This window comes from Lentibacter algarum (genome assembly GCF_018860975.1).
Classification (GTDB): Bacteria; Pseudomonadota; Alphaproteobacteria; order Rhodobacterales; family Rhodobacteraceae; genus Lentibacter; species Lentibacter algarum_A.
Window position 1 is genome coordinate 333,205 of record NZ_JAHKQI010000005.1, and the last position, 25,735, is coordinate 358,939.

25 protein-coding genes are annotated in these 25,735 nt (G+C 56.8%); 13 read left to right on the forward strand and 12 right to left on the reverse strand.

Translation table 11 applies throughout. The features are described from left to right. Positions 1-43: 43 nt before the first annotated feature. On the reverse strand, positions 44-322 hold the full coding sequence (locus tag KO498_RS05950) for a YggT family protein (RefSeq protein ID WP_215958964.1): 279 nt from the start codon (positions 320-322) through the stop codon (positions 44-46). A 159-nt stretch (positions 323-481) separates the two neighbouring features. Here KO498_RS05950 and KO498_RS05955 point away from each other — a divergent pair, with 159 nt between their 5' ends. The 6 genes from KO498_RS05955 to KO498_RS05980 all read left to right on the forward strand — a co-directional run bounded on the left by KO498_RS05955 (position 482) and on the right by KO498_RS05980 (position 6,141). Further along, positions 482-1,858 (forward strand): MFS transporter, encoded by a 1,377-nt coding sequence (locus KO498_RS05955; RefSeq protein WP_215958965.1) that lies wholly within the window; start codon positions 482-484, stop codon positions 1,856-1,858. Positions 1,859-1,871: 13 nt separating this feature from the next. Next, positions 1,872-2,774, forward strand: a complete 903-nt coding sequence (mepA, locus tag KO498_RS05960) for a penicillin-insensitive murein endopeptidase (protein WP_215959418.1) — start codon at positions 1,872-1,874, stop codon at positions 2,772-2,774. 65 nt (positions 2,775-2,839) lie between these two features. Then, the gene (locus tag KO498_RS05965; RefSeq protein ID WP_215958966.1) at positions 2,840-3,604 is read left to right on the forward strand and encodes an esterase-like activity of phytase family protein; all 765 of its coding nucleotides are present in this window, start codon (positions 2,840-2,842) and stop codon (positions 3,602-3,604) included. Positions 3,605-3,689: 85 nt separating this feature from the next. Continuing rightward, positions 3,690-4,313: a queuosine precursor transporter gene (locus tag KO498_RS05970; RefSeq protein ID WP_215958967.1), complete on the forward strand. Its 624-nt coding sequence runs from the start codon at positions 3,690-3,692 to the stop codon at positions 4,311-4,313. A 321-nt stretch (positions 4,314-4,634) separates the two neighbouring features. After that, a complete protein-coding gene (arfB, locus tag KO498_RS05975) occupies positions 4,635-5,060 on the forward strand; it encodes an alternative ribosome rescue aminoacyl-tRNA hydrolase ArfB (protein WP_215958968.1) in 426 nt (141 codons plus the stop codon). Between the two features lie 88 nt (positions 5,061-5,148). Beyond that, positions 5,149-6,141 (forward strand): DUF262 domain-containing protein, encoded by a 993-nt coding sequence (locus KO498_RS05980; RefSeq protein ID WP_215958969.1) that lies wholly within the window; start codon positions 5,149-5,151, stop codon positions 6,139-6,141. A 607-nt stretch (positions 6,142-6,748) separates the two neighbouring features. Here KO498_RS05980 and pncB read toward each other — a convergent pair. The 3 genes from pncB to pncA form a co-directional block, all read right to left on the reverse strand. Further along, complete coding sequence (pncB, locus tag KO498_RS05985) at positions 6,749-8,041, reverse strand: nicotinate phosphoribosyltransferase (protein WP_215958970.1); 1,293 nt, start codon at positions 8,039-8,041, stop codon at positions 6,749-6,751. A gap of 65 nt (positions 8,042-8,106) precedes the next feature. Beyond that, entirely contained in the window at positions 8,107-10,332 is a 2,226-nt protein-coding gene (locus KO498_RS05990; RefSeq protein ID WP_215958971.1) for a hybrid sensor histidine kinase/response regulator, read from the reverse strand. Between the two features lie 108 nt (positions 10,333-10,440). Then, a complete protein-coding gene (gene pncA, locus KO498_RS05995; RefSeq protein WP_215958972.1) occupies positions 10,441-11,046 on the reverse strand; it encodes a bifunctional nicotinamidase/pyrazinamidase in 606 nt (201 codons plus the stop codon). An 83-nt stretch (positions 11,047-11,129) separates the two neighbouring features. Between pncA and trhO the strand changes: the two genes are divergently transcribed. Beyond that, positions 11,130-12,056 (forward strand): oxygen-dependent tRNA uridine(34) hydroxylase TrhO, encoded by a 927-nt coding sequence (trhO, locus tag KO498_RS06000; protein ID WP_215958973.1) that lies wholly within the window; start codon positions 11,130-11,132, stop codon positions 12,054-12,056. Here trhO and KO498_RS06005 read toward each other — a convergent pair. Then, positions 12,053-13,159 (reverse strand): polysaccharide biosynthesis/export family protein, encoded by a 1,107-nt coding sequence (locus KO498_RS06005; protein ID WP_354667629.1) that lies wholly within the window; start codon positions 13,157-13,159, stop codon positions 12,053-12,055. The two genes, trhO and KO498_RS06005, sit on opposite strands and share 4 nt — an antisense overlap. Positions 13,160-13,255: 96 nt before the next feature. Here KO498_RS06005 and KO498_RS06010 point away from each other — a divergent pair, with 96 nt between their 5' ends. Both KO498_RS06010 and KO498_RS06015 read left to right on the forward strand, forming a co-directional pair. Further along, a complete protein-coding gene (locus KO498_RS06010) occupies positions 13,256-14,053 on the forward strand; it encodes an NAD-dependent epimerase/dehydratase family protein (RefSeq protein WP_215958975.1) in 798 nt (265 codons plus the stop codon). After that, positions 14,050-14,667, forward strand: a complete 618-nt coding sequence (locus KO498_RS06015; protein ID WP_215958976.1) for a sugar transferase — start codon at positions 14,050-14,052, stop codon at positions 14,665-14,667. The genes KO498_RS06010 and KO498_RS06015 overlap by 4 nt, the downstream gene beginning before the upstream one ends. A 46-nt stretch (positions 14,668-14,713) precedes the next feature. Here the strand turns inward: KO498_RS06015 and KO498_RS06020 are convergent, their stop codons facing one another. From KO498_RS06020 to KO498_RS18160, 5 genes are all read right to left on the reverse strand, one after another. Beyond that, positions 14,714-15,430 carry an NAD(P)-binding domain-containing protein gene (locus KO498_RS06020; RefSeq protein WP_215958977.1) on the reverse strand — a complete coding sequence of 239 codons (717 nt, stop codon included), beginning with the start codon at positions 15,428-15,430 and terminating at the stop codon, positions 14,714-14,716. Further along, the gene (locus KO498_RS06025; protein WP_215958978.1) at positions 15,430-17,463 is read right to left on the reverse strand and encodes an FAD-dependent oxidoreductase; all 2,034 of its coding nucleotides are present in this window, start codon (positions 17,461-17,463) and stop codon (positions 15,430-15,432) included. The genes KO498_RS06020 and KO498_RS06025 overlap by 1 nt, the downstream gene beginning before the upstream one ends. Positions 17,464-17,563: 100 nt before the next feature. Further along, a complete protein-coding gene (locus tag KO498_RS06030; protein ID WP_215958979.1) occupies positions 17,564-18,148 on the reverse strand; it encodes a GcrA family cell cycle regulator in 585 nt (194 codons plus the stop codon). Positions 18,149-18,253: 105 nt separating this feature from the next. Then, complete coding sequence (locus tag KO498_RS18155; RefSeq protein ID WP_252731291.1) at positions 18,254-18,619, reverse strand: DMT family transporter; 366 nt, start codon at positions 18,617-18,619, stop codon at positions 18,254-18,256. Beyond that, on the reverse strand, positions 18,619-18,900 hold the full coding sequence (locus KO498_RS18160; RefSeq protein WP_252731292.1) for a hypothetical protein: 282 nt from the start codon (positions 18,898-18,900) through the stop codon (positions 18,619-18,621). The genes KO498_RS18155 and KO498_RS18160 overlap by 1 nt, the downstream gene beginning before the upstream one ends. A gap of 256 nt (positions 18,901-19,156) precedes the next feature. Between KO498_RS18160 and KO498_RS06040 the strand changes: the two genes are divergently transcribed. From KO498_RS06040 to KO498_RS06055, 4 genes are all read left to right on the forward strand, one after another. Further along, the gene (locus KO498_RS06040) at positions 19,157-20,338 is read left to right on the forward strand and encodes an aspartate aminotransferase family protein (RefSeq protein ID WP_215958980.1); all 1,182 of its coding nucleotides are present in this window, start codon (positions 19,157-19,159) and stop codon (positions 20,336-20,338) included. Between the two features lie 4 nt (positions 20,339-20,342). Continuing rightward, positions 20,343-21,269 carry an ornithine carbamoyltransferase gene (gene argF / locus KO498_RS06045; protein ID WP_215958981.1) on the forward strand — a complete coding sequence of 309 codons (927 nt, stop codon included), beginning with the start codon at positions 20,343-20,345 and terminating at the stop codon, positions 21,267-21,269. Continuing rightward, positions 21,262-22,242: a 2-dehydropantoate 2-reductase gene (locus KO498_RS06050; protein ID WP_215958982.1), complete on the forward strand. Its 981-nt coding sequence runs from the start codon at positions 21,262-21,264 to the stop codon at positions 22,240-22,242. Before argF ends, KO498_RS06050 begins: the two co-directional genes overlap by 8 nt. A gap of 77 nt (positions 22,243-22,319) precedes the next feature. Then, positions 22,320-23,642: a sulfatase-like hydrolase/transferase gene (locus tag KO498_RS06055; RefSeq protein WP_215958983.1), complete on the forward strand. Its 1,323-nt coding sequence runs from the start codon at positions 22,320-22,322 to the stop codon at positions 23,640-23,642. Here the strand turns inward: KO498_RS06055 and KO498_RS06060 are convergent. After that, entirely contained in the window at positions 23,639-25,123 is a 1,485-nt protein-coding gene (locus KO498_RS06060; RefSeq protein ID WP_215958984.1) for an inorganic phosphate transporter, read from the reverse strand. The genes KO498_RS06055 and KO498_RS06060 overlap by 4 nt on opposite strands. A gap of 70 nt (positions 25,124-25,193) precedes the next feature. Then, positions 25,194-25,652 (reverse strand): NUDIX hydrolase, encoded by a 459-nt coding sequence (locus KO498_RS06065; protein ID WP_215958985.1) that lies wholly within the window; start codon positions 25,650-25,652, stop codon positions 25,194-25,196. Between the last annotated feature and the right edge of the window lie 83 nt (positions 25,653-25,735).

A 25,735-nucleotide genomic window follows, 5' to 3' on the forward strand; every position in this document is an offset into this window, starting at 1 on the left:
CCAATCTCACACTATCAGCGCGCAAGTGCAAGCGCGCGAGCGCTTACAAAAAGAGAGAAGGCACGATGAAATCACGCAGTGAAATGATAATTATGAAGACAATCAACGGCGCAAGATCAAGTGGACGTGTATCAGGCAAGATCCGGCGAATGGGGGCGAACAGAGGCTCAAACAGGCGCGTTAGCCCTTGCCAAATTTGTGCAACCAATGGCTGCCCGAGGTTGAGCACTTGAAAGTTGATCAGCCAACTCATGACAATATGCGCGAACAACAAGTAGAACGCGACATTGAGGATCAGGAAGAGTGGACCAGCGATAGCCATGTGGCGAGCCTTTCAGTTTTGATTTCACTATAGGTATGTATTTGACGGCAAAAGAACAAGAAAGCGTTGCCAAGTATTGAGTTCAAACGCAAGAGCGCCCCAGCGAAGGCTTGCGTGATGCGTGATTTGCCTGTCTAACCTTTGTAAACGGGGGATATCATGCAGACGTCAGCAAACATAAGCGCCAAAAAACGCCTTTGGGGTTGGTTCTTTTTTGATTGGGCGAGCCAGCCATATCATACGCTCTTGGTTACGTTTATCTTCGGGCCGTTCTTCGCCGGTGTCGCAGCCGAGCACTTTATAGGAACGGGCCTTGATGAGAAGGCGGCTGATGCACAAGCGCAGAGCATGTGGTCGTTCGCGCTCAGTATTGTCGGCGTCTTCATCGGCCTCGGCGCGCCACTATTGGGTGCGCTTGCCGACAGCTCAGGGCGGCGCGTGCCTTGGGTGTTCGGCTTTTCGATACTCTATGTCGTTGGAGCTTTTGGTCTTTGGTTTATGCTGCCTGATGGTTCAAACCTGTGGTGGGGGCTCTTGGCTTTTGGTATTGGTTTTATTGGTGCTGAGTGGGCGTTGATTTTTATCAACTCGCAGCTGCCCTCGTTACAAAGCGACAAGGGCACCGGGGCTATTTCCGGCTCGGGATTTGCCTTTGGTTACCTTGGCGGCATCATCACTTTGATCATTATGTTGCTGCTTTTCGTCGAGCAAGGTAACGGCAAAACCCTGATTGGTCTTGATCCTGCCTTTGGGCTTGATGCCGCGCAAAGGGAAGGCACACGCATTGTCGGGCCGCTCGTCGCGATCTGGTATGCAGTGTTCATGGTTCCCTACTTTTTGTGGGTGCGAGATGATGTCAGCGTCGATACATCACGCCCAAGTGTGTCGGCTGCTTTTGCCTCGCTCGGACGGGCTTTGAAGGGCCTCAAGAGCAACAAAAGTCTCACATCCTACCTCGCGTCGTCGATGTTCTACCGGGATGGATTGAACGGGCTCTACGGCTTTGGGGGCGTCTACGCAGCGCTGGTTCTCAACTGGGAAATCACTCAGATCGGCGTGTTCGGCATCATCGGCGGTATCTCGGCGGTGTTCTTCAGTTGGTTTGGCGGGCGGCTTGACAGCAAGCTTGGCCCCAAGCCCGTGATCATTGGCGGGATTTGGATATTGATTGTGGTTTGCATCACCATTGTCAGCATGTCGCGCGAGATGATCTTCGGTATACCTCTGGCAGAAGGATCGTCGTTTCCTGATGTGGTTTTCTACATCTGCGGCGCGCTTATCGGCGGGCTTGGTGGCACGCTTCAAGCGGCTTCGCGCACGCTTATGGTGCGCCATGCCAAGCCAGAAGCACCAACCGAGAGCTTTGGCCTCTATGGCCTAACGGGGCGCGCAACTGCATTTCTAGCGCCGTTTCTTATAGGTATTACAACGCTTGCAACTGGGTCGGCCAGACTTGGTGTCGCGCCGGTAATTGCCCTCTTTATTATCGGGCTGATCTTGTTACGATGGGTCAACCCAGAAGGGGATAGGAGCTAGGCCTTTGAAAAAGATGTGTGCAGTATTGGTTATCGCGTTGCTTGCCGGATGCGGCGGTGGAAAGCCGACGAAAGTAAACGCAGAGAGTGTTTACAAAGTGTCATCCGAGCTTGGGAATAAAATCGCCAAGTATCTGTTCGGCGAGAAGAAAACACCTTCAAAACAGGCGTCGGCGCCTTATGGATCATATGCCAAAGGTTGTCTTGCTGGCGGAATGCAATTGGCCGAAACTGGGCCAACATGGCAAGCTATGCGCCTGAGCCGCAACCGCAATTACGGGCACCCAGAGCTGGTTGATTTTGTGCAAAAGCTGTCACGGAACGCTGCCCAGCAACCGGGTTGGGCAGGTATTTATGTCGGTGATATGAGCCAGCCGCGCGGCGGGCCCATGCTCTCAGGGCACCGTTCGCACCAGATCGGGCTTGATGCCGATATCTGGATGTTACCGCCCAAACGACTGAACCTGAGCGCCAAGGAACGCGAGAACTTGTCGTCGATATCATTGCGCCGTTCAAAGGGCGCATATACCAATGAAAACTGGACGCGGGCACATATGGAAGTGATGAAAGCAGCGGCCAAAGACAGCCGTGTCGCGCGCATTTTTGTTTTTCCCGGTGCGAAGGTGAAGATGTGTAAGGAAGAGACAGGCGATCGTGCTTGGCTGCGCAAAATTCGGCCTTGGTACGGGCATCACTATCACTTTCATGTGCGACTGAAGTGCCCTAAAGGCATGCGTGGGTGTGTTGATCAGGCGGCGCCACCTGCTGGCGATGGATGTGCAGATGCGCAAAAATGGGTGAATGACATTTTGAAGCCACCGCCCCCGAACCCGAATGCCAAACCCGCAACCAAACGTCGTGAATACACTCTATCGGATCTGCCCAACCAATGCGTTGGTGTTTTGCAGGCGCAGTAGGTTTAGCGCTTGCCGCTGTCGGGCTCTGGTATTGGAGCTCAGGAAGCGCGCAGGGCGTTGAATTTGTGAGCAAAATTCCTGCGATTGGGCCTGAAGGAGACACGCATTTTGGCGGCCTTTCGGGCTATGAAGTAGACAGCGATACACGATACTTTCTGACCGACAGAGGGCGGCTGTTTGCGGCGTCTCATAACGGGGTAACCAGCGTTGTTTTGCAGGACAAAGGTGGTAAACCACTCGCGCCCAAGCTCCGGGATTCTGAAGGGCTGACCATTGTGAGTGAAGGCGTTGTGGCGGTGTCGTTTGAAGGCGAACACCGTATCGCGCTTTACGAATCTGACAGTGGTGTTTTGCTTTCTGACCTCCCGTCACCAAGCGCGTTTTCCGCACTGCAAGGCAACTCAGGGCTTGAGGCTTTGGCGGGCGGCGGCGGTTTGTTGTTGGCAATCCCTGAGCGCTCTGGCGCAAGCACAGCACCTTTCCCCGTGTTTGTGCTTGATCACCGGGGTTGGACAAATGTGAGTATTCCGCGACATGGAGCCTTTTTGCCTGTTGGCGCCGACTTTGGCCCGGACGGCCGTTTTTACTTGCTTGAGCGAGACTATCTTCTGGGCGGGTTTCGTTCGCGTATACGGCGGTTTGACTGGATCGATAGCGAGTTAACAAACGAAGAGACCCTGCTGAAGACCCGCTTTGGAGCGCATGGAAACCTTGAGGGCATCGCCGTGTTTGGTGAGGGCGGTGAGCGGGTTGTCGAGATGGTCAGCGACAACAACTTCCTGCCCGTGCAAGCGAGCGAGATTGTGCGCTACCGTATTGTTAGCCCTTGAATTGCTGCAGGCGTGGGGCTAAACGGCCAGCGTCTGGCACTATGCTAGGCCAAGTCTCCGCAACCTTGCTAAAACGGATAACAGCATGAAAAGCACTTATATTCCTGGCATTATTGCCATGGCGGCGATCGTTGTCGCGTCAAACATTCTTGTTCAGTTTCTCTACGGTCAATGGCTCACTTGGGGCGCGTTTACCTATCCTTTTGCGTTCCTTGTCACCGATGTGATGAACCGTGTCTATGGGCCAAAAGCGGCGCAGAGAGTTGTTTTGGTTGGCTTTTTCGTGGGTCTTGCCTGCTCGCTTGTTGGCACGCAGATCATGGGCGAGTTCGGGCCGCTCGTGACGTGGCGGATTGCGCTTGGGTCGGGGTCGGCGTTTTTGACGGCGCAACTGCTTGATATTGCTCTATTTAATAGGCTGAAGTCGGGCAACTGGTGGAAGGCGCCTTTGGTTTCGACGCTTGTTGGCGGCTCGATTGACAGTATCTTGTTCTTTTCAATCGCTTTTTCCGCCTCGCTTGCCTTCATCGAGCCGAGCAATGACGTCTCATGGGCGGGGGAGATGCTGCCGCTGCTCGGAATGGGGCCGACCGCGCCTTTGTGGGTGTCTTTGGGCGTCGCTGACTGGCTGGTGAAGATGGGCATCGCCCTCCTGGCGCTTCTGCCGTTTCGCTACATCGTGGGGGTGCTTAGCAAGCCGACCACATGATTTTGTTTGACATATGCTGAAGCTATGGCAATCTGAGCCTAGGTGAAACAATTGATAGGAGGTGCTCTAGTGTCTAATGGGAAACTGGAGGATGGTGTTGGGACAGTTCTGGAGGCGCTTGGCTGAGGCAGCCCTTGGCAAAGTAAATCCATGGATTGGTGAGCCCTAACCAGCCCACCTCCGCAAATCTCTAGCGGTCGCTCGGACACCACCGAGCGGCCGTTTTACGTTTGAGTCGGTCGTCAAAAACGGCTGTGCAACGGGTGCATACCACAGTGCATATTTATGTGCATAATGCGTGCATACAGTTTTGAGGACACGATGCCGTTAACCATTAACGAAAATATCCAGATCGAAGATTGGGAAATCTCCGAGAGCTTCACCCGCTCGTCTGGCCCCGGCGGGCAGAACGTTAACAAGGTGTCAACGGCTGTCGAGCTGCGGTTTGAGGCCGAGCGCTCGCCCAACCTGCCGATTGGCGTGAAAGTGCGGCTGCGGAAGTTGGCCGGACGGCGCTGGACAAAAGACGGCGCCCTCGTGCTGCAAGTCGAAGACACCCGCTCACAGGCCCGGAACCGCGAGATCGCCCGCGAACGGCTGATCGAACTGGTGCAAAAAGCCTTGGTGAAACCGAAGCGGCGGATTGCCACCAAGCCGACCTACGGCAGCAAGCAACGGCGGATCAAAGCGAAGAAAGTGCGCGGGGACGTGAAGGCGCTTAGGGGGAAGGTTACGGGGGAGGATTGATGTTGTTGGTGCTGCGTGGGTGAATTACTAAAGTAGAAGGAACGTTGACCAATTTGGGTTAGCTGAAAAATTAGAAGAGTGAGTGGCTATGGATCGCGTTGATTATCAATCATTGATTGTTCAAGATCTGATCAATGATCACAAAGAAAAAAAACTTGACTTAAACCCTTGGTATCAAAGGCGCTCAGTTTGGAGCACGCCTCAAAAATCATATTTAGTTAACACTCTACTGGAGAGAAAACCGATTCCAGCTATTTATATCCGACATGCCATCGATCTAGACGCTGGGAAAAGCGTCAAGGAGGTCGTCGATGGGCAACAGAGAAGCCGTGGGATAATTGAGTTTTGCCAAGATGCATTCAGTACAAAAATGCCAGATGGAAAGACGAGGAAAACTTATTCACAGCTAACCCCGTCAGAAAGAGAAAAGTTTTTACTCACGCCTCTCCCGGTTGGATACCTTTTAGGTGCCGACGATCGCGATGTAATCGACATTTTCGCGCGCATGAATTCAGTCAGCAAATCTCTCAACCCGCAAGAAAAACGGAATGCAAAATACAGCGGAGAGTTCAAGCAATTCGCTCTAAGAAAGGCCATCGACTATCTGGGATTTTGGCGTGCCACAAATGTGTTTACGACCAATGATATTGCGAGAATGGGCGAAGTACAGTTTGTTGCTGACATTGTTCTGAATCTTTTAGGGACTAACGCCGACTTCACGCAACCAAGATTGGATAGATTGTACGATCAATACGAAGACGAGTTCGATAGAGCCGATGAAATCTCGAACCGGCTAGAAGCTGTTTTTCAGAAGCTAGCAGAAGTTGACGAAAAAGCGATTAAAAACACCATTTTCCGAAGGCAGCCAATCTTCTGGTCTCTCGTATTAATACTGGATGAGCTTGGTCCTGCGACTGTTCGAGATTTAGAAGACAAACTATATCGGATAGATGCCGAAGTTACGGACGAACAACTAGATACGGAAGAAATCAGGGCATTTCGCACAGCAATTCAATCGACAACTCAAAGAACGCCATCTCGAACCACCAGAAAGGAGTTTCTGATATCTAGGTTGGCATAATGCCAGCCCCCTCGCTTGCAGTAACCCTAAATGAGGCTCGGTATCAAATCGCGCGATCTCGTCAGCTTAAGGATAGCTTAGATGAAATTCCCGTGGCGGTTCAGTATTTAGCTGCAGAGACGATCTTAATCCGGTTGACGTCTGCACTAGAGAGCTTCCTTGGGGATGCGGCTTACAAAATAGCGTGTGGTTCGACCTATGCCGACGGAACGGCTCCTAGCTTACTTGTAGAATGCCGCTCCAAAGCGCACGCTCGATCCGAAATGCTGTCGAGGGACAGAGATAGGCCGAAACCGTATCTCAAGTGGTCTCGGGCCGCCTACATCAGGGAGGCAGTTCAGCACGTTATTGATCCTAAAGACAACTATGTTCTCCAGATCAACAATTATGGAGCGTTCATTCGGGAGATTTTTGTTGTCCGCAACTTCGCAAGTCATAGATCCACGACATCACGGACTGAATACAGACGAGTTGTTGATCGGATTTATGGTCCGCAACGTGGCATGCAACTTGGGCGATTTCTTCTTTCGCCTAACTACGTACCGAGACCAAATTTGGATAGGTATTTGATTACAGCGGAGACGCTATGTAGTGATTTTTGTAGAGCCTAAACCACTACCTCCATCTCGTCTTGTTCTCCAACCCCGAACACCCGTTTGTAGCGCTCAATCTCTTCCGCTGGCCCCATGGCTTTGCGGGGGTTGTCGGAGAGTTTTACTGTGGGGTTTCCGTTGGCGGAGACGGCTTTGCAGACCATGCTAAACGGCGCGAGGGCGTTGCCTTCGGTTAGGCCGCGGAAGTCGTTTGTCATCAGGGTTCCCCACCCAAAAGACGTGCGGACGCGGCCGGAGAACTGGTTGTGCAGTTCGATGATTTTGTCGACGTCCAGACCGTCGGAGAAGATGACCAGTTTTTGGGTCGGGTCTTCGCCGCGGGACTTCCACCAGTTGATGGCGGTTTCGGCGGCTGTTGCGGGGTCGCCTGAGTCAATCCTGATGCCTGTCCAGCTTTCGAGCCATTCGGGGGCGGCATCTAGGAAGCCTTTGGTTCCGTAGGTGTCGGGCAGGATGATGCGCAGGTTGCCGGAGTGCTCTTCCTGCCAGTCTTGCAGGACTTGGTAGGGGGCTTGGGCGAGTTCGGCGTCGTTTTTGGCGAGGGCCGAGTAGACCATGGGCAGCTCGTGGGCGTTTGTGCCGATGGCTTCAATGTCGCGGCGCATGGCGATGTGGACGTTGGATGTGCCGATGAATTTGTCGGGACCGAGGCCTTCATACATGGCTTGCACGCACCAGTCTTGCCAGAGGTAGGAGTGGCGGCGGCGCGTTCCGAAGTCGGCCAGTTTGAGGCCTTCGACCTGTTTGAGTTTTTCGACTTTCTCCCAGAGTTTGGTTGTGGCGCGGGCGTAGAGGACTTGCAGCTCGAATTTGTCCATTTGTTTGAGGACGGCACGTGAGCGCAGTTCCATGAGGACGGCGAGGGCCGGGATTTCCCAGAGCATGACTTCGGGCCATGAGCCTTGAAACGTGAGCTCGTATTGGCCATCGCGTTTTTCGAGGTGATAGTCAGGGAGGCGCAGGTTTTCGAACCATTCCATGAAGTCGGGGCGGAACATCTGGCGTTTGCCGTAGAAGGTGTTGCCGCGCAGGTATGTGCTTTCACCGCGGGTGAGGGAGAGGGAGCGGATGTGGTCGAGTTGCTCGCGCAGTTCGTCTTCATCGATGAGGTCGGCGAGGCGGGTTTCCTTGCTGCGATTGATCAGCGAGAAGGTGACTTGTGCGTCGCGCTTGTTGCGAAACACCGACTGGCACATGAGGAGTTTATAGAAGTCGTTGTCGATCAGCGAGCGCACGATCGGGTCGATCTTCCAACGGTGGTTCCAGACGCGTGTTGCGATTTCCATGGCACTGCTCCTCCTCAATTCTGAAGGTTAGAATGCGCAGGGGCGGCAGGGGATATCAAGCAGGTTTAGAGTTGTGAGAGCCAAGAGATGAGATCGCTGCGTTTGAGGGGCTTGGTGAGGAAACCGTCCATGCCAGCGTTGAGGCATGCGGCTTTGTCGGAGGCGAAGGCGTTGGCGGTGAGGGCGATGATGGTTGGCTGGGTGATGTCGGCTTTGCGGATGATGCGCGTGGCTTCGATACCGTCCATGCCGGGCATCGAGATGTCCATGAAGATAACACGGGGGGTGTGACGCTTGGCGAGTTTGACTGCCTCATGGCCGTTGCGGGCGTAGAGCACCTCCATCTCGGAGTCCTTGAGATAGGACTTCATCAGCAACTGGTTTGTGGCGTTGTCCTCGGCGACGAGGGCCTTGATGCCGGGGAGCTTGAGGGGCTTGGTAACGGTGGGGGCTGCTGTTTGTGATGGCGTGTCAGCGCGTGGTTTCGGGCGGGATGCGGGCGCAAGGCTCAGGGTGATGGTGAAGGTAGACCCGTGGTCGGGCTCGGAGGTGACGCTGACATCGCCGCCCATTTCACGCGCGAGGCTGCGCGAGATTGTGAGCCCGAGGCCGGTGCCACCAAACTTGCGGCTGATGTCGTTCTCGGCCTGATTGAACTGTTCAAAGATTTGCGAGAATTGCTCGGGCGCGATGCCGATACCGCTGTCTTTAACGGTGAGGGTCACGTCGACATTGTTGTCGCGCTCATGGCAAGAAAGCTGAAGGGTTACGCCACCGTTTTGTGTGAATTTGATGGCGTTACCGACGATATTGATCAGGATTTGCCGGATGCGCCCGGCGTCGCCAAACAGCAGGTCAGGCACCGGAGTCGTGCAGGTGAGATCAACAAAGATGCCCTTTTCAAGTGCTTTGGGCTGCAAGATGTTAAGCGCTTCCTGCACACAGTTGAGCAGGTTGAACTCGCTCGGGGCGAGGCCGGTTTTGCCTGCGTCAAGTTTTGAGTAGTCAAGGATATCATTGATGATCCGCAACAGGGCCTCGGCCGAGGTTCTGATGGTGTCTACATAGCTGCGGTGTTCACGCGCCATCGTGCTTTCTGCGAGCAGATCGGCCATGCCGATGATGCCGTTCATCGGGGTGCGGATTTCGTGACTCATTGTCGCGAGGAACTGGGTTTTGGCGCGCTCGCCCTCTTCGGCAGCGAGCTTTGCGGAGGCGAGTTCGGCGGCGTGGTTTTTGGCGTCGGTAATGTCGCGCTCGATGGCGATGACCATTTCCACAGTGCCGTCTTCACCGAGAACTGGAACCTGATTGGTCTCGACCCAAGCATAGTCTCCAGTTTTCTTCTGAAAGAAAACCTCGGTGCGCAGGGGGTTTCCGGCGGCGACGGCATTGCCTATGGCGGCACTTGCTTCAAGGTTGCTTTCAGTCCCGTTCAACAGCGCAGCGGGGTGCTGCCCCAGAGCCTCTTCACGACTGTAGCCTGTGAGCTTTGTGAAGGCATCGTTGAGCCAGACGATCTGTCGATCGGGGTTTGAGATAAAGATTGAATCATTGGCATGTTTGGCGACCAGCGCCAGCTGCCGCACCTCGGCTTCGCGTTCACGCAACTCCTGATGGGCGAGGGCGTAGTTGTAGTTCTGTTGGAGAATTTCCCTGTTGGTTGCGGTTGTGTGGCCAAAGGTTCTGCGCATTTGACTGAGGAAGGAGTAAACTGTGAAGGCCGAGAGTGTGACTGCGAGCAGTGAAAACCAGAACTCTGTTGGCGTAATGTCAAACAAGTAGATGTGGATTGCGAACAGGTCGATGACCAAGAGAGAAATTATGATCAGGCGAGTGTAAGTCGCGGCTTTGTGCAGGCCTATCGAGAAGGCGGCGTTGATCCCGACTGCAACGAGATAGGACAGGCTGAACATAAGTGTTGCGAAGGACGCTTCGACGGCGACGGGCAAGAGAACAATGGCGCTGAGGGCTATTGTATGAGCAAACGCGGCACCTGTAGAACGCCGATAGAGGCGGCGCGTGCTGACACCCTTTTCAAGCTGTTTTGGCAGTGACTTCAGGTATCCGCATTCTGTTGCTTCACCAAGGCTGGCAAGGGCGATGGCGAGCCACCCGAGCAACGGGTGTTCGGTAAAAAAGAACACAGGCAATGCGGCGAGATTGAACGTCAACCGCAGCCAAAAGTAAGTGACCCGATTGTGCGCATAGCGGAGCAACAGACCTTCAGGACAATGCCGGGCCTCAAAGGTAGAAAGGCGTTGTTTAGCGGTTTCAAGTTCGGTAGCCATAGTCCCTTTCCAGTCGCGCAGGTGCGGGTCGCACGCGCAAGGTCTAGGCTGCTATGTCTTAACTTTTAGACAACAAACGGGCAGAGATTACAGCAGATTTGAACGGCATCAGGCGAGTGTTACGCCAGCTTCGCGCATTTGCACGCGCGCCGCCTGAAGCGATCCGTCAAGATCTATCGCGCGGCAGAGGCTTTCAACCACGGTCACGTCATAGCCCAAACGAGCGCCATCAAGCGCCGAGTAGGCGACGCAAAAGTCGGTTGCGAGGCCGACCATTGTGAGCGCCTTTATGCCCCGCTCTTGCAGGTATCCGTGCAGGCCTGTGGCCGTTGTCTTGTCGTTCTCGAAAAAGGCCGAGTAGCTGTCAACTTCGGGGCGAAAGCCTTTGCGCACGATCATCTGTGCGCGGTCGGTGTTGAGGCCTGCATGAAAAGCCGCGCCCTCGCTGCCTTGAACGCAGTGATCGGGCCAGAGCACTTGTGGGCCATAGGGCATTTCGACCATGTCAAAAGGTGCTTTACCTGCATGAGAACTGGCGAACGAGGAATGCCCGCTTGGGTGCCAGTCCTGGGTGAGCACGGTGCAGGCTGTCTCGCTCATAAGAGTGTTGATGCCAGCGATGATCTCGCTTCCGCCAGCCACCGCGAGCGCGCCTTCGGGGCAGAAGTCGTTTTGGACATCAATAACGATCAGGGCGTGGTTTGCGGCTGACATGGGCGTGCTCCGGTGTCTTGTTACGTTGACGTTTGTTGTGACAATGGGTAGTGAGCCGATGCGCGAAACTCAAGAGGATACCTATGTTTATCGTTGCTGCATTATATCATTTCACCCCGTTTGAGAACGTTCCTGCAATGCAGGCACCGCTGCTGAAAGTCTGTGAGGACAATGGCATTTCCGGCTCGCTATTGATTGCGCCTGAAGGCATCAATGGCACGATCGCGGGCGCGCGGGCGGGGCTTGATGTTGTGCTGGCGTATATTCGGGCGTTGCCAGGCTGTGCCGAGTTCGAGTGCAAGGAAAGCACTGCCGCCAGCCAACCGTTCGCGCGGATGAAAGTGAAGCTCAAAAAAGAGATCGTGACGATGGGGCAGCCGAGTGTTGATCCGCGGGCCTCCGTTGGCAATTACGTCGCGCCAGAGGACTGGAACGAGCTTATTCTGGCTGACGATGTTGCGGTGATTGACACGCGCAACGACTACGAGGTTGCTATCGGCACATTCGAGGGCGCGGTTGACCCCAAGACAGAGACGTTCCGCGACTTTCCGGCATGGTGGGAGCAAAACAAAGAACGCTTTCACAACAAGCGGATTGCGATGTTTTGCACCGGCGGCATCCGCTGTGAGAAGTCGACGAACTACCTGATGAGTCAGGGTGTTGAGGATGTGTATCATCTCAAGGGCGGTATCTTGAAATACCTTGAGGAAGTGCCGCAGGCCGAGAGCACATGGAACGGTGATTGTTTTGTGTTTGACGGGCGAGTTTCGGTTGGACACGGGCTTGTCGAGGGGCCGCATGAGTTGTGCCATGCTTGCCGCTGTCCTGTGCTACCGAGCGACAAGGAGCGGCCGGAGTGGGAGCAGGGGGTGTCGTGCCACCTCTGCGTTGAAAAGACCACCGAAGAAGACAAGACCCGCTTTCGCGAGCGCCAAAAGCAGATACGCCTTGCTGCCGAACGCGGTGTGCAGCACATCAAAGTTGATGTGCCGCTGTCGCCAAACAGTTAGTTTGTAGCGGCGTTGACGACGCCGAAAGACGTGCCGATCAATGACAGGATCTTGCGGGCGCCCGACACGACGGATTCGGTTGCGAGCACGGTGTCGTTTGGCTGCACTTCAAAGCTTCGGGCGGCGAACAGGCCGTCGGCATTTGTGAGATCAAAGACAAAGACAACTTGCTGCAAATCGGGAGTTTCCAGACCGACGCCGACGTTCTTTGCGGGGTATTCACGCAGAACTAGCACGCCCTTGAGGTTGGCTGCGTTGTCGTTGAGCCCGCCGAGCATCGACAAGGCCTCGATGGTGGTGATGTGCTCTTTATCGAAATAGACGATCTCTTCGGTGCCGGTTGCGCCGAGGGCGGTAAAGTAGCGGTCATCTTCGCGCACCAGCACTTTATCACCGCCACGCAGGGTGACATTTTTTGACTGGGTTTCGAACAGCTCTTCGGCGCGAATTTCGTAGGTTTTACTGCCGCGGATCAGGCGGACGAGCGGGTTACGCAGGCCTAGGTCAATGCCGCCGCCGAGCGAGATCAGGCTGAGGATCGTGAAGTTGCGGTTTGGCAGCGGGTAGGAGCCGGGGCTGCCAACACCTGTCACAAGATCCACCGAGTTTTGCAGGCCGGGGGTGAACATCAGTTGAACCTGCGCCGAGGGCGAGATCTGCGTGAGTTTGCTCTGTATGCTGCGGCGCGCGTCGTTTGGTGTCTGGCCGCGGACGAGGACCTCATCAAGATAGGGCACAAAGATCGTGCCGGAAGAGGAAACATTGAGCCCGCGCATTTCTGTCGATTTCTGGCCGGCGCCTGTGAGCAGCGAGTTTTCTTCACTGTCCCAGATGATCAGATCGACGGTGTCGCCGGAGCGGATCACGTTGCTGGACGACCCGCGTGATGCTTTGAGCCAGTGATAATGCCCGTGCCAGCCATTTGCCGGCCACTTTGCGAGAGATGGCAGTCGCTCGCGGTTAACCTCGACAACCTGGAATGTCGGGCTGTCGGACTTTTTCTCGCGGACAACTTCGGACACAATTGCAGCGCCGCGCGGTGTTGTGCAGGCGCTGAGCATTACGAGCAGAGCGGCCAGAAGCAAGCTGGTCAATTTGTTCACGGAAACCCCCCAGGGAACCATAATTAGATATATGACACTGTTTACACGCTAGATGCGGTGCTAGGAAGGGGTTTGAAGGGTCAAAAGGAGAAAACTTTGAAACCTGTTCTTTTTCTAGGGGCTAGCGGCAAGCTTGGGCGTGCAATGCAGCGGTTTTGGCAGGTTTCTCCGAGCGAGACAGTTGCGGCGACATGGGTTTTGCGCGGGCAGGAACGCGCCAATGACGGCCCGTTTGACGCTGTTGTTGCGCTTTGGGGGGTAACGAGCGGGACCGAACAGGAACTGGCGATGAACAGTGCGTTGGCGCAACGGGCTGTCAGGATTGCGCGAGATGTTGGGGCGCAGCGGGTTCTGCACCTGTCGAGTGCGGCGGTTTACTCGGAGACTGACGCGTTGATGGCTGAGGGTGATGCCACCGAGCCGACGCGGCCATACGGGCAGGCCAAATGCCACATGGAAGCGCAACTTGCAGCCTTGCCAACCCCTCCTGTGAGCTGTGCTTTGCGGCTGGCAAATGTTGCGGGGGCTGACAGCTTATTCAAAGGACTGAGCGGCGACGGCGAGATAAGCATTGACCAGTTCGAGAACGGGGCTGGCCCACTGCGCAGCTACATTGCGGTGCCCGAATTGGCGGCAGTGATCGAAGCCTTGGTGACCTGTGATGTCGCCGCAATGCCCAAGGTGCTGAATGTCGCGGCGCCTGAGCCTGTCGATATGGGCGATATCGCAAGGGCCGCGGGCCGCAGCTTTGCCTGGATTCCGGCGCGCGAGGGGGCTGTCGCGCGGCATGTGCTTGACACGCAGCGCTTGCAGGGGTTGGTGACGCTGCCGGACAACGCGAGTGATGCGAGGCATTTGGTTGACAGTTGGCGGCGCTACGGGGGCTGGACGTGACGATAGGCAAACGGATCATGGACATTGTGCTGGCACTGTTTCTGGCGGCGGTGCTGTGGCCCGTGGCGTTGCTTGTCGTGCTGGCGATATGGCTGACGGACGGCGGGCCGGTGTTTTACGTGGCCGAGCGCATGCGCACGCCGGAGCAAGGGTTTGATCTGTGGAAATTTCGCACCATGCGCAACGCGCAGGTGAACGCCGGTGTTTCGGGCGGTGACAAGGCGGAGCGGGTGACAGCCGTTGGCAGGTTCTTGCGGGGCACGCGGCTTGATGAGCTGCCGCAGCTTTGGAACATTCTGCGCGGCGACATCAGCTTTGTCGGGCCAAGGCCGCCGCTGCGCAGGTATGTCGAGATGTTCCCGGAGCTCTATGCCGAGGTGCTTGCCTCACGGCCCGGAGTGACGGGGCTGGCAACTTTGGCGTTTCATCGGCGTGAAGAAGTGCTGTTGGCGGCTTGTCAAACGGCGGAGCAAACCGAGGCGGTTTATGTGCGTCGATGCGTGCCACAAAAGGCGCGGATTGATCTGATTTATGCGCGCAACAGGTCGCTTTGTTATGACTTGCGGTTGATGGTTGCGACGGTGTTCAGGCGGGTGTCACTGCGGCGGCGGTGACGCTGATATGCGCCTGCGGAATTGAGTATTTTGCCAAGGGAAAACCCTAGAGCTGTGCGAGGCCTTCGACGAGGGCTTTGTAGGTGCCGGCGTTGTTTTGATGCGCGTTGAGGCGGGCGTTGTAGCCGCCTTCGGTGCTGAGGGATTGCAACAGAGGGGTGAGGCTTTCGGCTGTCAGGTTTGAGGCGATCAGGGCCCGCAGGAAACTCTCGGATTTGGCTTGATCGGCGCCGTTACGGGCGGCCCACTGCGAGGCTTCGGTGAGCATTTGAACCACGGGCGAGAGCACGGCTTGGGCGCGCAGGAGAGCGTCAAACTCGGCTTGATTGCTCATGCTGAAAACATCGTGTTGGGCGAAAATCTCATCGGCCAGCTTTGATTGCGGAAAGGCGATAAGCGGGGAGCGGGCCTTGGCGATTGCCGGGAAGGGGAGCAGCAGTGTCTCGGCTTTGGCCGGGGTTGTGAGGGCTGCGACCTCTGATAGCGGTAGATCGGCGATGAAGGAGATGATGCGTTGATCTGCGCGGAAGGGGAGGGCTTTGAGAGCATCGGGAGCGTGCTCGGGGAGGAGGCCCAGGAAGATGACATCGCAGGTGTGGGTGATGTCGGCGTTGTTACCTGTGGTGACGTTTGTATAGGCCGCGCTAAGGGCGGCAGCGTTTTTGGTCGAGCGCTCGGAGACTATGATGCTGTGATCAAGGGGAGCGAGGGCGTGGACAACCGCCGTGGCGATTGTTCCGGTGCCGATGAAACCAAGGTTCATTAGATATCCTTCACGAGGCGCAGGGCGTCGTAGATTGCGGCGTGGGTGTTGCGGGCCGAGACGGCGTCGCCGATGCGGTAAAGCTGGAAGCCCTTGGGCGCGGGTTGCGGGCGGCCTTCTATTAGTGCGTCGTAATCGACTGCGCCATTGTTTGCGCTTTGCGGTTTGAGGGTGTGGTAGAGGCTGTCGTTGGGCAGGGTGCCGTAGTTGAGCACGATTTGGTCATAGGTTTTGGTTGTGCTGTGATCGGAATAGTCGGTGCCGATATGCGCGGTGAGTTGGTTTCCTTCGCGGGTGACTTTTAGAAGACGGCGCGCGAGGGTGAAGGCGACGTCTTTGTTCTGAAGCGCGCGCATGTAGGGGGTGAGGTTCATGGCCATGACATCAGGCGAAAGGGTGCGATCAGGGGTCATCAGCTCGACTTTACAGCCTTTGTTTGCGGCGAGTTCGGCGGCTTGCAGGGCGGCGTGATCGCCTGCTTCGTCATAGATCAGGATGCTATCCGCTGGCTTGATATCGCCTGAAAGGATGTCCCATGCGGTGACGACGTGATCGGCCTCGCGCTTTTGCTCAAAGAGGTGCGTGGAGGGCAGGCCGCCTGTGGCGATGATCACCACGTCTGGGCTGAGGGCGGTGATGTCGGCTTCTTCGGCGAATGTGTTGAAATGGAAGGTGACGTCACGCGCGGCGCATTGCGCCATGCGCCAGTCGATGATGCCGATCATTTCGCGGCGGCGCGGGCTTTGGGCTGTGAGGCGGATTTGGCCGCCTGCTTCGGGTGCGGCTTCAAACACGGTGGTTTGGTGGCCACGCTCGGCGGCGACGCGAGCGGCCTCGAGGCCCGCAGGGCCAGCGCCGATGATGACCACGTTTTTGCGGGTGTCAGCGCGGGGGATGTTGTGCGGCATCGTTTCTTCGCGGCCAGTAGCAGGGTTGTGAATGCAGAGCGCTTCACCGGCTTGATAGATGCGATCGAGGCAGTATGTGGCGCCGACGCAGGGGCGGATGTCGTCTTCGCGGCCCTCGGCGATTTTTTGGACAATGTGCGGATCGGCCATATGGGCGCGGGTCATGCCGACCATGTCGAGCAGGCCTTCGCGGATGGCATGACGGGCGGTTGGCACATCGGGGATGCGGGAGGCGTGGAAAGTTGGCAGGCCCGTAGCAGCGCGAACTTTTCCGGCGAAGTCGAGGTGTGGTGCTGCGGGCATGCCTTGGACGGGGATCACGTCTGTCATGGCCGGATCGGTGTGAATGCGGCCGCGGATGACATTGAGAAAGTCGACTTGGCCGGTGGCCGCGAGGCGCTTGGATATTTCGATGCCTTCGGCTTCGGTGATACCTCCCTCGGCGGCCTCATCGGCGGTGTAGCGGTAGCCAACGATGAAGTCATCGCCGACGCGGGTGCGGATTGCTTTGGTGACTTCCAAAGGGAACCGCATGCGGTTATCGAGCGTCTCGGCGGAGTAGTCGCCTGTCAGATCGTTGGTGAGCGGCGACCAGAATTGATCGAGCAAGTGGCCGTAGACTTGCAGCTCGATGCCGTCCATTCCGCCAGCTTTCATGCGCTCGGCGGCATCGGCGAAGTCGGTTATGATGCGGGCGATGTCCCAGTCCTCGGCAAGTTTGGGAAAGGCGCGGTGAGCAGGCTCGCGGTGTTGCGAGGAGGAGACGCTAGGGAGCCAGTCGCCCTTGTTCCAAGCGGTGCGGCGGCCGAGGTGCGTGAGCTGGATCATCACGGCGCAGCCATGTTCGTGGCAGGCATCAGTGAGGGTTTTGATGTGTGGCACGACCTCGTCTTTGTAGGCGAGGATGTTGTTGAACACGGGCGGGCTGTCACGCGATACCGTTGCAGAACCAGCTGTCATGGCGAGGGCAACGCCAGCGCGGGCGCGCTCGGCGTGATAGGCAACATAGCGCGATTGCGGCATACCATCGACGGGGTAGGCGGGCTCATGCGCTGTCGTCATGATGCGGTTCTTCAGCGTCAGGTGCTTGAGCTGATAGGGCTGTAAGAGGGGGTCGTTTGACATACGCAGGCTCCAAGGCATTTGGCCTATGGTTGGAGCGTCAGGCGGGTTCTGTCAAATGAGTTAACAAAGAGCGCCGCACATATGCACGGCGCGTCAGGTTTTAGCGCTTGCGGTCGCGGCGCGAGGACATCGGCTGAAAGGCAACACCGACATGGGCTTCGCAGTAGGGTTTGCCGGCTTGTGTTGTCAGGCCGCAGAACCAGAAGTCGTCAGTTGCGGGGTCGCCTACGGGCCATTTGCAGGTGCGCTCGGTGAGCTCCATAAGGGAGAGCTTCTTGGCTTTTTTCTCGACAGCGTTGACCTTGGCCAGAGCTTCGGCGCTGATCTCGTTGTTTGAGGGCTGCGGCGGGAGCGGCTGACCGGCCGGGATGATCGCACGGCGGGCGGCGGACATCGGGATCGGCTTGCTTGTCTGCGGCGGCACGGCGGCCTCGGTTTTGAGGTCGGGCTTAGGTGCTTTCTTTGGCGCAGCCTTGGGCTTTGACGGCTTCTTGGGTGCGGCAGCTGCTTTGCTCTCGGTCTTGGCTGTGGTTGTCGTGGCACGATTTGAGAGGCCCAAACGGTGCACTTTGCCGATCACGGCATTGCGTGTGACGCCGCCAAGCTCCTTGGCGATCTGTGATGCGGATTGGCCTTCGCCCCACATTTTCTTGAGCGTTTCAACGCGATCATCGGTCCAAGCCATGTGATTTCCTTGCCGTTGCGGGGGCTGCGCGCGAGGCGCGGCCAAAATTGGGTCAGTTCCCTATACTAAACATTGCGCGCGCAGATACAAGGGCGCGGGCCAGCCTTAGGCCTGTTTTATTTGGCCCTGTCGCCATGCGAGCATGCCTGCGCCCGCAAGGATGATGCCAGCACCCAGAATGGTGATGCCGTCTGGCCATTTTGCATAGATGGCGGCATCAAATCCCGCGGCGAAAACGAGTGTGAAAAACGAGAAGGGCGCAACGAAGCTGGTGTCGGCGCGTTTGACTGCGTTTATGAAGAATGTTTGTGCTGTGGCCATTGAAAACCCTACGCCAGCAAGAATGAGCCATTGGGCTGTTGTCGGTGTTTGCCATACAAGGGTGACGGCTATCGACGAAAGCAGTAGGCCAATGGCGTTGTTTATCAGCAGGATTTGCAAAAGGCCTTCACCCGCCGACAAACGTTTCATTACGTTGACTTCGGCCCCAAGAAAGACCGCAGCGCCAAAGGCCGAGCAGAGGGCGTGCATTTTGAGGTTGGGCCGTGTGATGCGCCCCGCAGAGCGATAAAGCTTGCCGAGATCAAGCAGAAGGCAAAGGTAAACCGACCATGCGAGATCTGAAGCGGGTTGAGCGGCGTGCCAAAGCGCGGATCGGAGGCGAGCTTGGCCATCAGCGTTGATGTGGCGATGAACACAGTTGCGGTGATCATGAATGTAATGGCGAGGCGAGGATTATGGCGTGTGTTCATAACTCCGCGCTAGGCCTGTTGATGGGGGCGGACAAGTGCATTTATGCTTTGCAAACGGCATAGACTGCGTTACGGGCTATGTATGTGCAATATGCTTTCATACGCTGAAACCCGACGCCGACGAGGCTAACCTCGCCGCTTTGCACCTGTGCGCGGCGCTTTGATGCGCTGCCGATCCTCACAAAACACTCCAAAAATGTTGACTAGCCCTGCGCCGTAAGGCACGACTTGGGCTTCTTTTAAAAGGACACTCCTGATGACTTCTTCTTCCGTCTTGCCGACCTACAACCGCGCCCCTTTGAGCTTTGTCAAAGGTGAAGGCGTCTGGCTTGAGGAAGCAGACGGGCGACGCTTTTTAGACCTTGGAGCAGGCATTGCCGTGAATGTGCTTGGCCATGCCAACCCTGAGCTGACGCAAGCTTTGACGGAACAGGCAGGCAAGCTTTGGCATACCTCGAACCTTTACCAGATGCCGTTGCAGGAGGCTTTGGCCGACAAGCTCACCGACGCGACATTTGCGGACAAAGTGTTTTTTACCAACTCGGGCACCGAAGCCTGTGAGCTCGCGGTGAAGATGCTACGCAAGTATTGGTATGAAAAAGGCCAGCCCGAGCGCGTCGAGATCATCACCTTCACGGGGTCGTTTCACGGCCGCTCTTCGGCGGCTATGGCGGCGGCCGGTAGCGAGAAGATGACCAAAGGTTTCGGGCCTGTCCTAGGCGGTTTCACGCACCTTGAGTGGGGCGATATCGCTGCGCTACGCGAAGCGGTGAGCGAGAACACGGCGGCTGTGATGCTGGAGCCGATACAGGGCGAAGGTGGCATACATGTGCTGCCTGACGCCGACTTGAAGGCCATCCGCGAGATTTGCGACAGTGTTGGTGCGCTGCTTGTGCTCGACGAAGTGCAGTGTGGCGTGGGCCGCACGGGCAAGCTGTTTGCGCATGAATGGGCGGGCATTACGCCGGATATCATGATGGTCGCCAAGGGCATTGGCGGGGGCTTTCCTCTGGGCGCGCTACTGGCCACAGATGAGGCCGCGAGCGGTATGGTCGCGGGCACGCATGGCAGCACATACGGAGGCAACCCGCTTGGGTGTGCTGTTGGCAACAAGGTGCTTGATATCGTCGCCGAGCCGGAGTTTCTGGCTGAAGTTAACAAGCGCGCTGGCTTTATGCGCCAGAAGCTTGAAGGCCTCGTGGCGGCGCACCCTGACGTGTTTGAAAGCGTGCGCGGTGTGGGGCTGATGATGGGCCTCAGGTGCAAAGCCGCGAACCTTGATGTGGTGAATGCGGGCTATGCGCATGAGGTGATCACCGTGCCTGCGGCGGACAATGCTATCAGGCTGTTGCCGCCTCTGAACATTACCGAAGACGAGATTTCTGAAGCGATTGCGCGGCTTGATAAAGCGGCGACTGACGTTGAGGGCAAAGGATAAAACGATGAAGCATTTTCTGGACATACACACGACGGACGCTGACGAGTTGCGCGGGATGATTGACCACGCGCGCAGTATGAAAGACGCGCGGGCTGGCCGCTCTAAAGGGCAAGCTGACGACGAACAACCGCTTGCGGGGCGCATGGTTGCGCTGATCTTCGAGAAGCCTTCGACGCGAACCCGCGTTAGTTTTGATGTTGGTGTGCGGCAGATGGGCGGGCAGTCGATGGTGCTTTCAGGCAATGACATGCAGCTTGGTCACGGCGAGACGATTGCTGACACCGCGCGTGTTCTGAGCCGGTATGTTGATATGATCATGATCCGCACGTTTGACGAAAGCGTGCTGCACGAGATGGCCGAGGCAGCCGATGTTCCGGTGATCAACGGGCTGACCGACCGCACGCACCCCTGCCAGATCATGGCGGATGTGCTGACTTATGAGGAGCACCGTGGGCCGATTGCAGGCAAGAAGGTTGTTTGGGCGGGCGACGGCAACAATGTCTGTGCCTCGATGCTGCACGCGGCGGGGCAGTTTGGATTTGACCTGACGTTTACCGGCCCCGCGCAGCTTGACCCTGAAGCCGAGTTTATCGGGCTGGCGCGCAAGGCGGGCTCGACTGTGACAATCGAGCGTGACGCTTTCAAGGCGGTTGAAGGCGCTGATCTGATCGTGGCCGACACTTGGGTGAGCATGCATGACAGTCAGTCCTCCAAAGAGCGGCGCCACAATATGCTGCGCTCGTATCAAGTGAATGAAGCGTTGATGAAAGCCGCAAAACCGGACGCGCTGTTTATGCATTGCCTGCCTGCGCACCGCGAGGAAGAAGTGACAAGTGCCGTGATGGACGGGCCGCACTCGGTTATTTTTGATGAAGCCGAGAACCGTCTGCACGCGCAAAAAGCTGTGATGCGCTGGTGCCTTGGTGTCTAAGCCTGACACCCCGGTGATCGCGGTTGTCGGTGCGGGAGCGATAGGCTGCTTTGTTGGCGGCTTGCTCTCGGTTGCGGGGCGCGATGTGCATCTGTTGGCGCGCCGCAAGCTTGCTTCAAGTAATCTGCATCTGACAGGGTTTGACGGGCTTGATGCGCGCGCCGCTCCGGAGGTGATGAATAGCCCCGAGGCACTTGCAAACGCCGATGTTGTGCTTGTTTGTGTGAAGTCTGGCGCGACGGCTGAGGTAGGGCAGATGCTGGCGAAACATGCGCCGAAAACTACAGTGATTGTGAGCTTGCAGAACGGCCTTCAAAACGCCGAGACCCTGCGCGCCGAACTGTCAGGACATGACGTGCGCGCGGCTGTTGTTGGCTTTAATGTCGTGGCTCTAGGGGCTGGGCGGTTTCACCGCTCGGTGAGTGGCGAGGTGTTTGTTGAGGCCGGCACTGGCGATATTGCCGCGCTGCTAGATGTTGCTGGCCTGCCCGTCAAAGCCGTATCCGACATTGAGGCCGTGCAACGCGGCAAGCTGATCTTGAACCTCACCAATGCGCTTAATGCGTTGTCGGGCCTTTCGCTTCGGGAGATGCTGCTGACCCGCAGTTGGCGGCGCGTTATGGCGTCGCAGATGCGCGAGGCTCTGGATGTGTTCAAAGCCGCCGAGCAGGTTGTGCATGTGCCCGCGCCGGTTCCGGCCTGGCTCGTGCCTTGGGTGCTGCGCTTGCCTGACGTTCTGTTTGAGCGTGTGGCCAAACAGATGCTCACAGTCGATGCTCAGGCGCGCACATCGATGGTTGCTGATTTGGCGGCAGGGAAAATGACAGAGGTTGACCAGTTGCAAGGCGAGATCATTCGGCTGGGAGCGCTGCACAACGTGCCTACACCGGTCGCCGCTCAAGTTTCTGCGTTTGTGAAAGAGGCGGAAACCGGCGGGAGGCTGCCGCGAAATGCCAGTGAGATTGCGCTTTAGGACAGCTTTGATTGCGAACAGCTGGAAAGCCTGCGACATTGCCCTGAAACCAGCCGAACATCGAGTTGACGAGCCATATGACCGCCCCCACTGACCGCCCCAACATTGTTCTGATCAGCTTTGATGATGCGATAGCTTTTTGGAAGTATCGCGATGTGTTTGGCATCGAGTTGCAAACGCCGAACCTTGACCGGATTTGTGCGCAGTCGACAGCGTTTCATTCGGCCTATTGTCAGTCGCCTATTTGCGGGCCGTCGCGGACAAGCTTCATGTCGGGAAAGACACCGCATCAGACTTTGAACTTTGAAAACGCCACGCGGTTTTATGACAGCGTCGAGCCGCGCGAGATGTGGCCGGCAAAGCTAAAGAAAGCCGGTTATTTTTGCTCGGCCGGGGGGAAGGTTCACCATGGGCGCGGGCTGCCGAAAGGGGTTGCCGAGGTGCTGTATACGGACCGCCCGAAGCTGTTTGGCGGTATCGGAAAACTGCCTCCCAAGTTCAAACACATACGCACGGGCGGCTGGCGAAAAGGCTATGCGCTGACCGATGAAAAAGACTTTGACCAACTGTATGACCGGCAATCGGCCAGTTCGGCGGTCGCGTTTCTTGACGGCTACGACGAGCCGGAGCCGTTTTACCGCGAAGTCGGATTTCATGGGCCTCACGGGCCGTTTATCACGCCGCTATCGTTCAAAAAGGCCTATGACTTCAGGAAGTTCACCAAGCCCGAAAGCTGGGCTGACGACAGCGAAGGGTGCTTGTTTGACCCCGACAAGAAGAAAGAGATATTTGACGACAGTGCAGAGAGCCTTGATTTCTGGCGCAAGACCGTGCGCAGCTATTTCGCGGCACTAAGCCACGCCGACCAGCAACTTGGGCGGGTTTGGGATGCGCTCAAAGCTTCCAAACATGCTGACAATACAGTGGTGATGATCGTCTCGGATCACGGGTTTCACCTTGGTGACAAAAAGCGCCTTGGCAAGACGACATTGTTTGAGCAGATCGCCAATGTGCCGCTGATTGTTCATGTGCCGCAGGGCGTTGGAGGGCAGGTTGTGAAGGATCCGGTGGCAATGCTGGATGTCGGGCAGACCGCGCTTGACTATGCGGGTTTGCCGCCGCTTGATGGCTGCGTGGGGCAGTCGTTGCGGCCATATGTTGAAGGTGAGCGCGTGCCCGAACGCGCCATTCCGACATTCCACCACGGGCATGTCAGTATTCGCAAAGGGGCGTATAGGCTGATCCGATATGACGACGGGCGCACGCAGTTTTTTGACCTTGAGAATGACCCGTGGCAAACCCGCAACCTCGGCGAGGCCCACAGCGATTTTGCCATGGTCATGCAAGCGTTACGCAGTGTGAGCGCGCAATACGGCCTGACGGTTGAAGACGCGGCTTAGGCGACGAAACCGTTCAGAATGTAGAAAATCACCGCTGACATGATGGCCGCGGCGGGCACGGTGATCACCCATGCAGCGATGACTGTCATGAAGTGCGAGCGGCGCACAAGCTTGCGGCGGCGGCGTTCCTCGGGTGCAATTCGGTTTTTGCTTGGCATGGTTTCGGCATTGGCGCGCATACGGCGTGCGGCGTCCCATTCACGGAAGAACCCGACACCGAAAACCGCGCCTACAGCGATATGCGTAGAGGACACCGGCAGGCCAAGCCAACTGGCGATGATCACGGTGATCGCGGCGGAAAGTGACACGCAGTAAGCGCGCATCGGGTTAAGCTTGGTGATCTGGCTGCCGACCATGCGGATGAGCTTAGGGCCGAACAGAAACAGCCCGAAGCTGATGCCGAACGCGCCGATGACCATGACCCACATCGGGATCGCTACTTTGGCGGCAAAGCTGCCGAACTCGACGGCGTGAACGATTGCGGCAAGTGGGCCAACAGCGTTTGCGACGTCATTTGCGCCATGCGCAAAGCTGAGCAGTGCCGCAGAAATGACCAGCGGGATACCGAACAGAACCTTGAGCGAACGGTTACGGTTTTCAAGCCCCTCGGCCTGTTTGCGGATCAGCGGAATTGTGATGACCCAAGCAACAAGGCCGAACACGAAGCCGATGAGCAAAGACGTCTGAATGTCGATCTTGATGACGCGTTTGAGGCCTTTGAGTGCGAGGTAGCTTGCGAAGGCGCCGGCCATGATCCCGACCAGAATTGGCACCCACTTTTTTGCGGCTTCGATTTTGTCGTCTTGATAGATGACCCGTGATTTGATCAGGGCGAGGAAGGCGGCAGCAACTATGCCGCCAAGCAGCGGGGAGATCACCCAGCTGGCAGCGATTGCGCTCATGGTTGGCCAGTTGACTGCCGCAAAGCCTGCAGCAGCTATGCCTGCGCCCATAACGCCGCCGACGACGGAGTGGGTTGTAGAGACAGGGGCACCGACCCATGTCGCGAGGTTCACCCAGAGAGCCGCCGACAGCAGTGCCGCCATCATCGCCCAGACGAACACTTTTGTAGAGTCCATGGCGCTAGGATCAATGATGCCTTTGGAGATTGTCGACACAACGTCGCCCCCGGCGAGCAGAGCGCCCGCGCTTTCGAAGATCGCGGCAATGGCGATGGCGCCTCCTAGCGTGAGGGCGTTGGCGCCCACGGCGGGGCCCATGTTGTTGGCAACATCATTAGCGCCAATATTAAGCGCCATATAGGCCCCGAACACAGCGGCAACGATGACCACATAGCTGCTCGGCTCTTTGCCAAGAAAGATCGAGGCGGCGAGCCCGGCCAAGACGATAAATGCCAGAGCGATGCCCGGGCCGACCATTGGACGGGCGACATATTGCGTTGCGCTTTCAAGGTGTGACAAGCGGTGCAAGTCACGATCGAGCGTTTCGAGGTGGTCGATGTCGTTGGTCGGTTTGGTCATGTCTGGCCCCCTGTTTGAAGCTCGGTTAGAGAAACAAGGGGTGCTTTACAACAAATTTGTCATAAAACTGTTACAATTCCCGCAACATGTCCTGCAATTGGGGTTCGCGCACCATGTTTGCGGCCTCTTCCGGACTGACCCATTTGCGGGTGCGCTCGGAGCTTTCGGGGAACTCGTCACGCATTTCGCTGACTTCTACAGGGAAGACGAGAGTCTGCACCGCTACGGGCAGGCCTGATTTCAGCTCTTTGTCGTAGTCGTAGTGACCAAGCGCTTTTCCGGTGACTTCACCTTTGCGCACGCCGGCCTCTTCCCAAGCTTCTTGCAAAGCGGCTTCACCGGCATTCTTGTTGTTCATGGGCCAGCCTTTGGGGATGATCCAGCGGCCGCTGTCGCGGGACGTGACCAAAAGAACTTTCTTGTCTGCGCCCTTTTGACGGTAGCATAGCGCCGCCACTTGCAAGCGCTTAGGCCGTTGCAATATCGGCTGGACAAGCTCCGCCCATGCTTTTCGAAAAACACCTGTCATAGATACTACTAACTCTGCCGCATTTTGTTATTATTGTTTTTATTCTCTCTACATATAGGAGCACTCTGAACAAATTGCAAAGA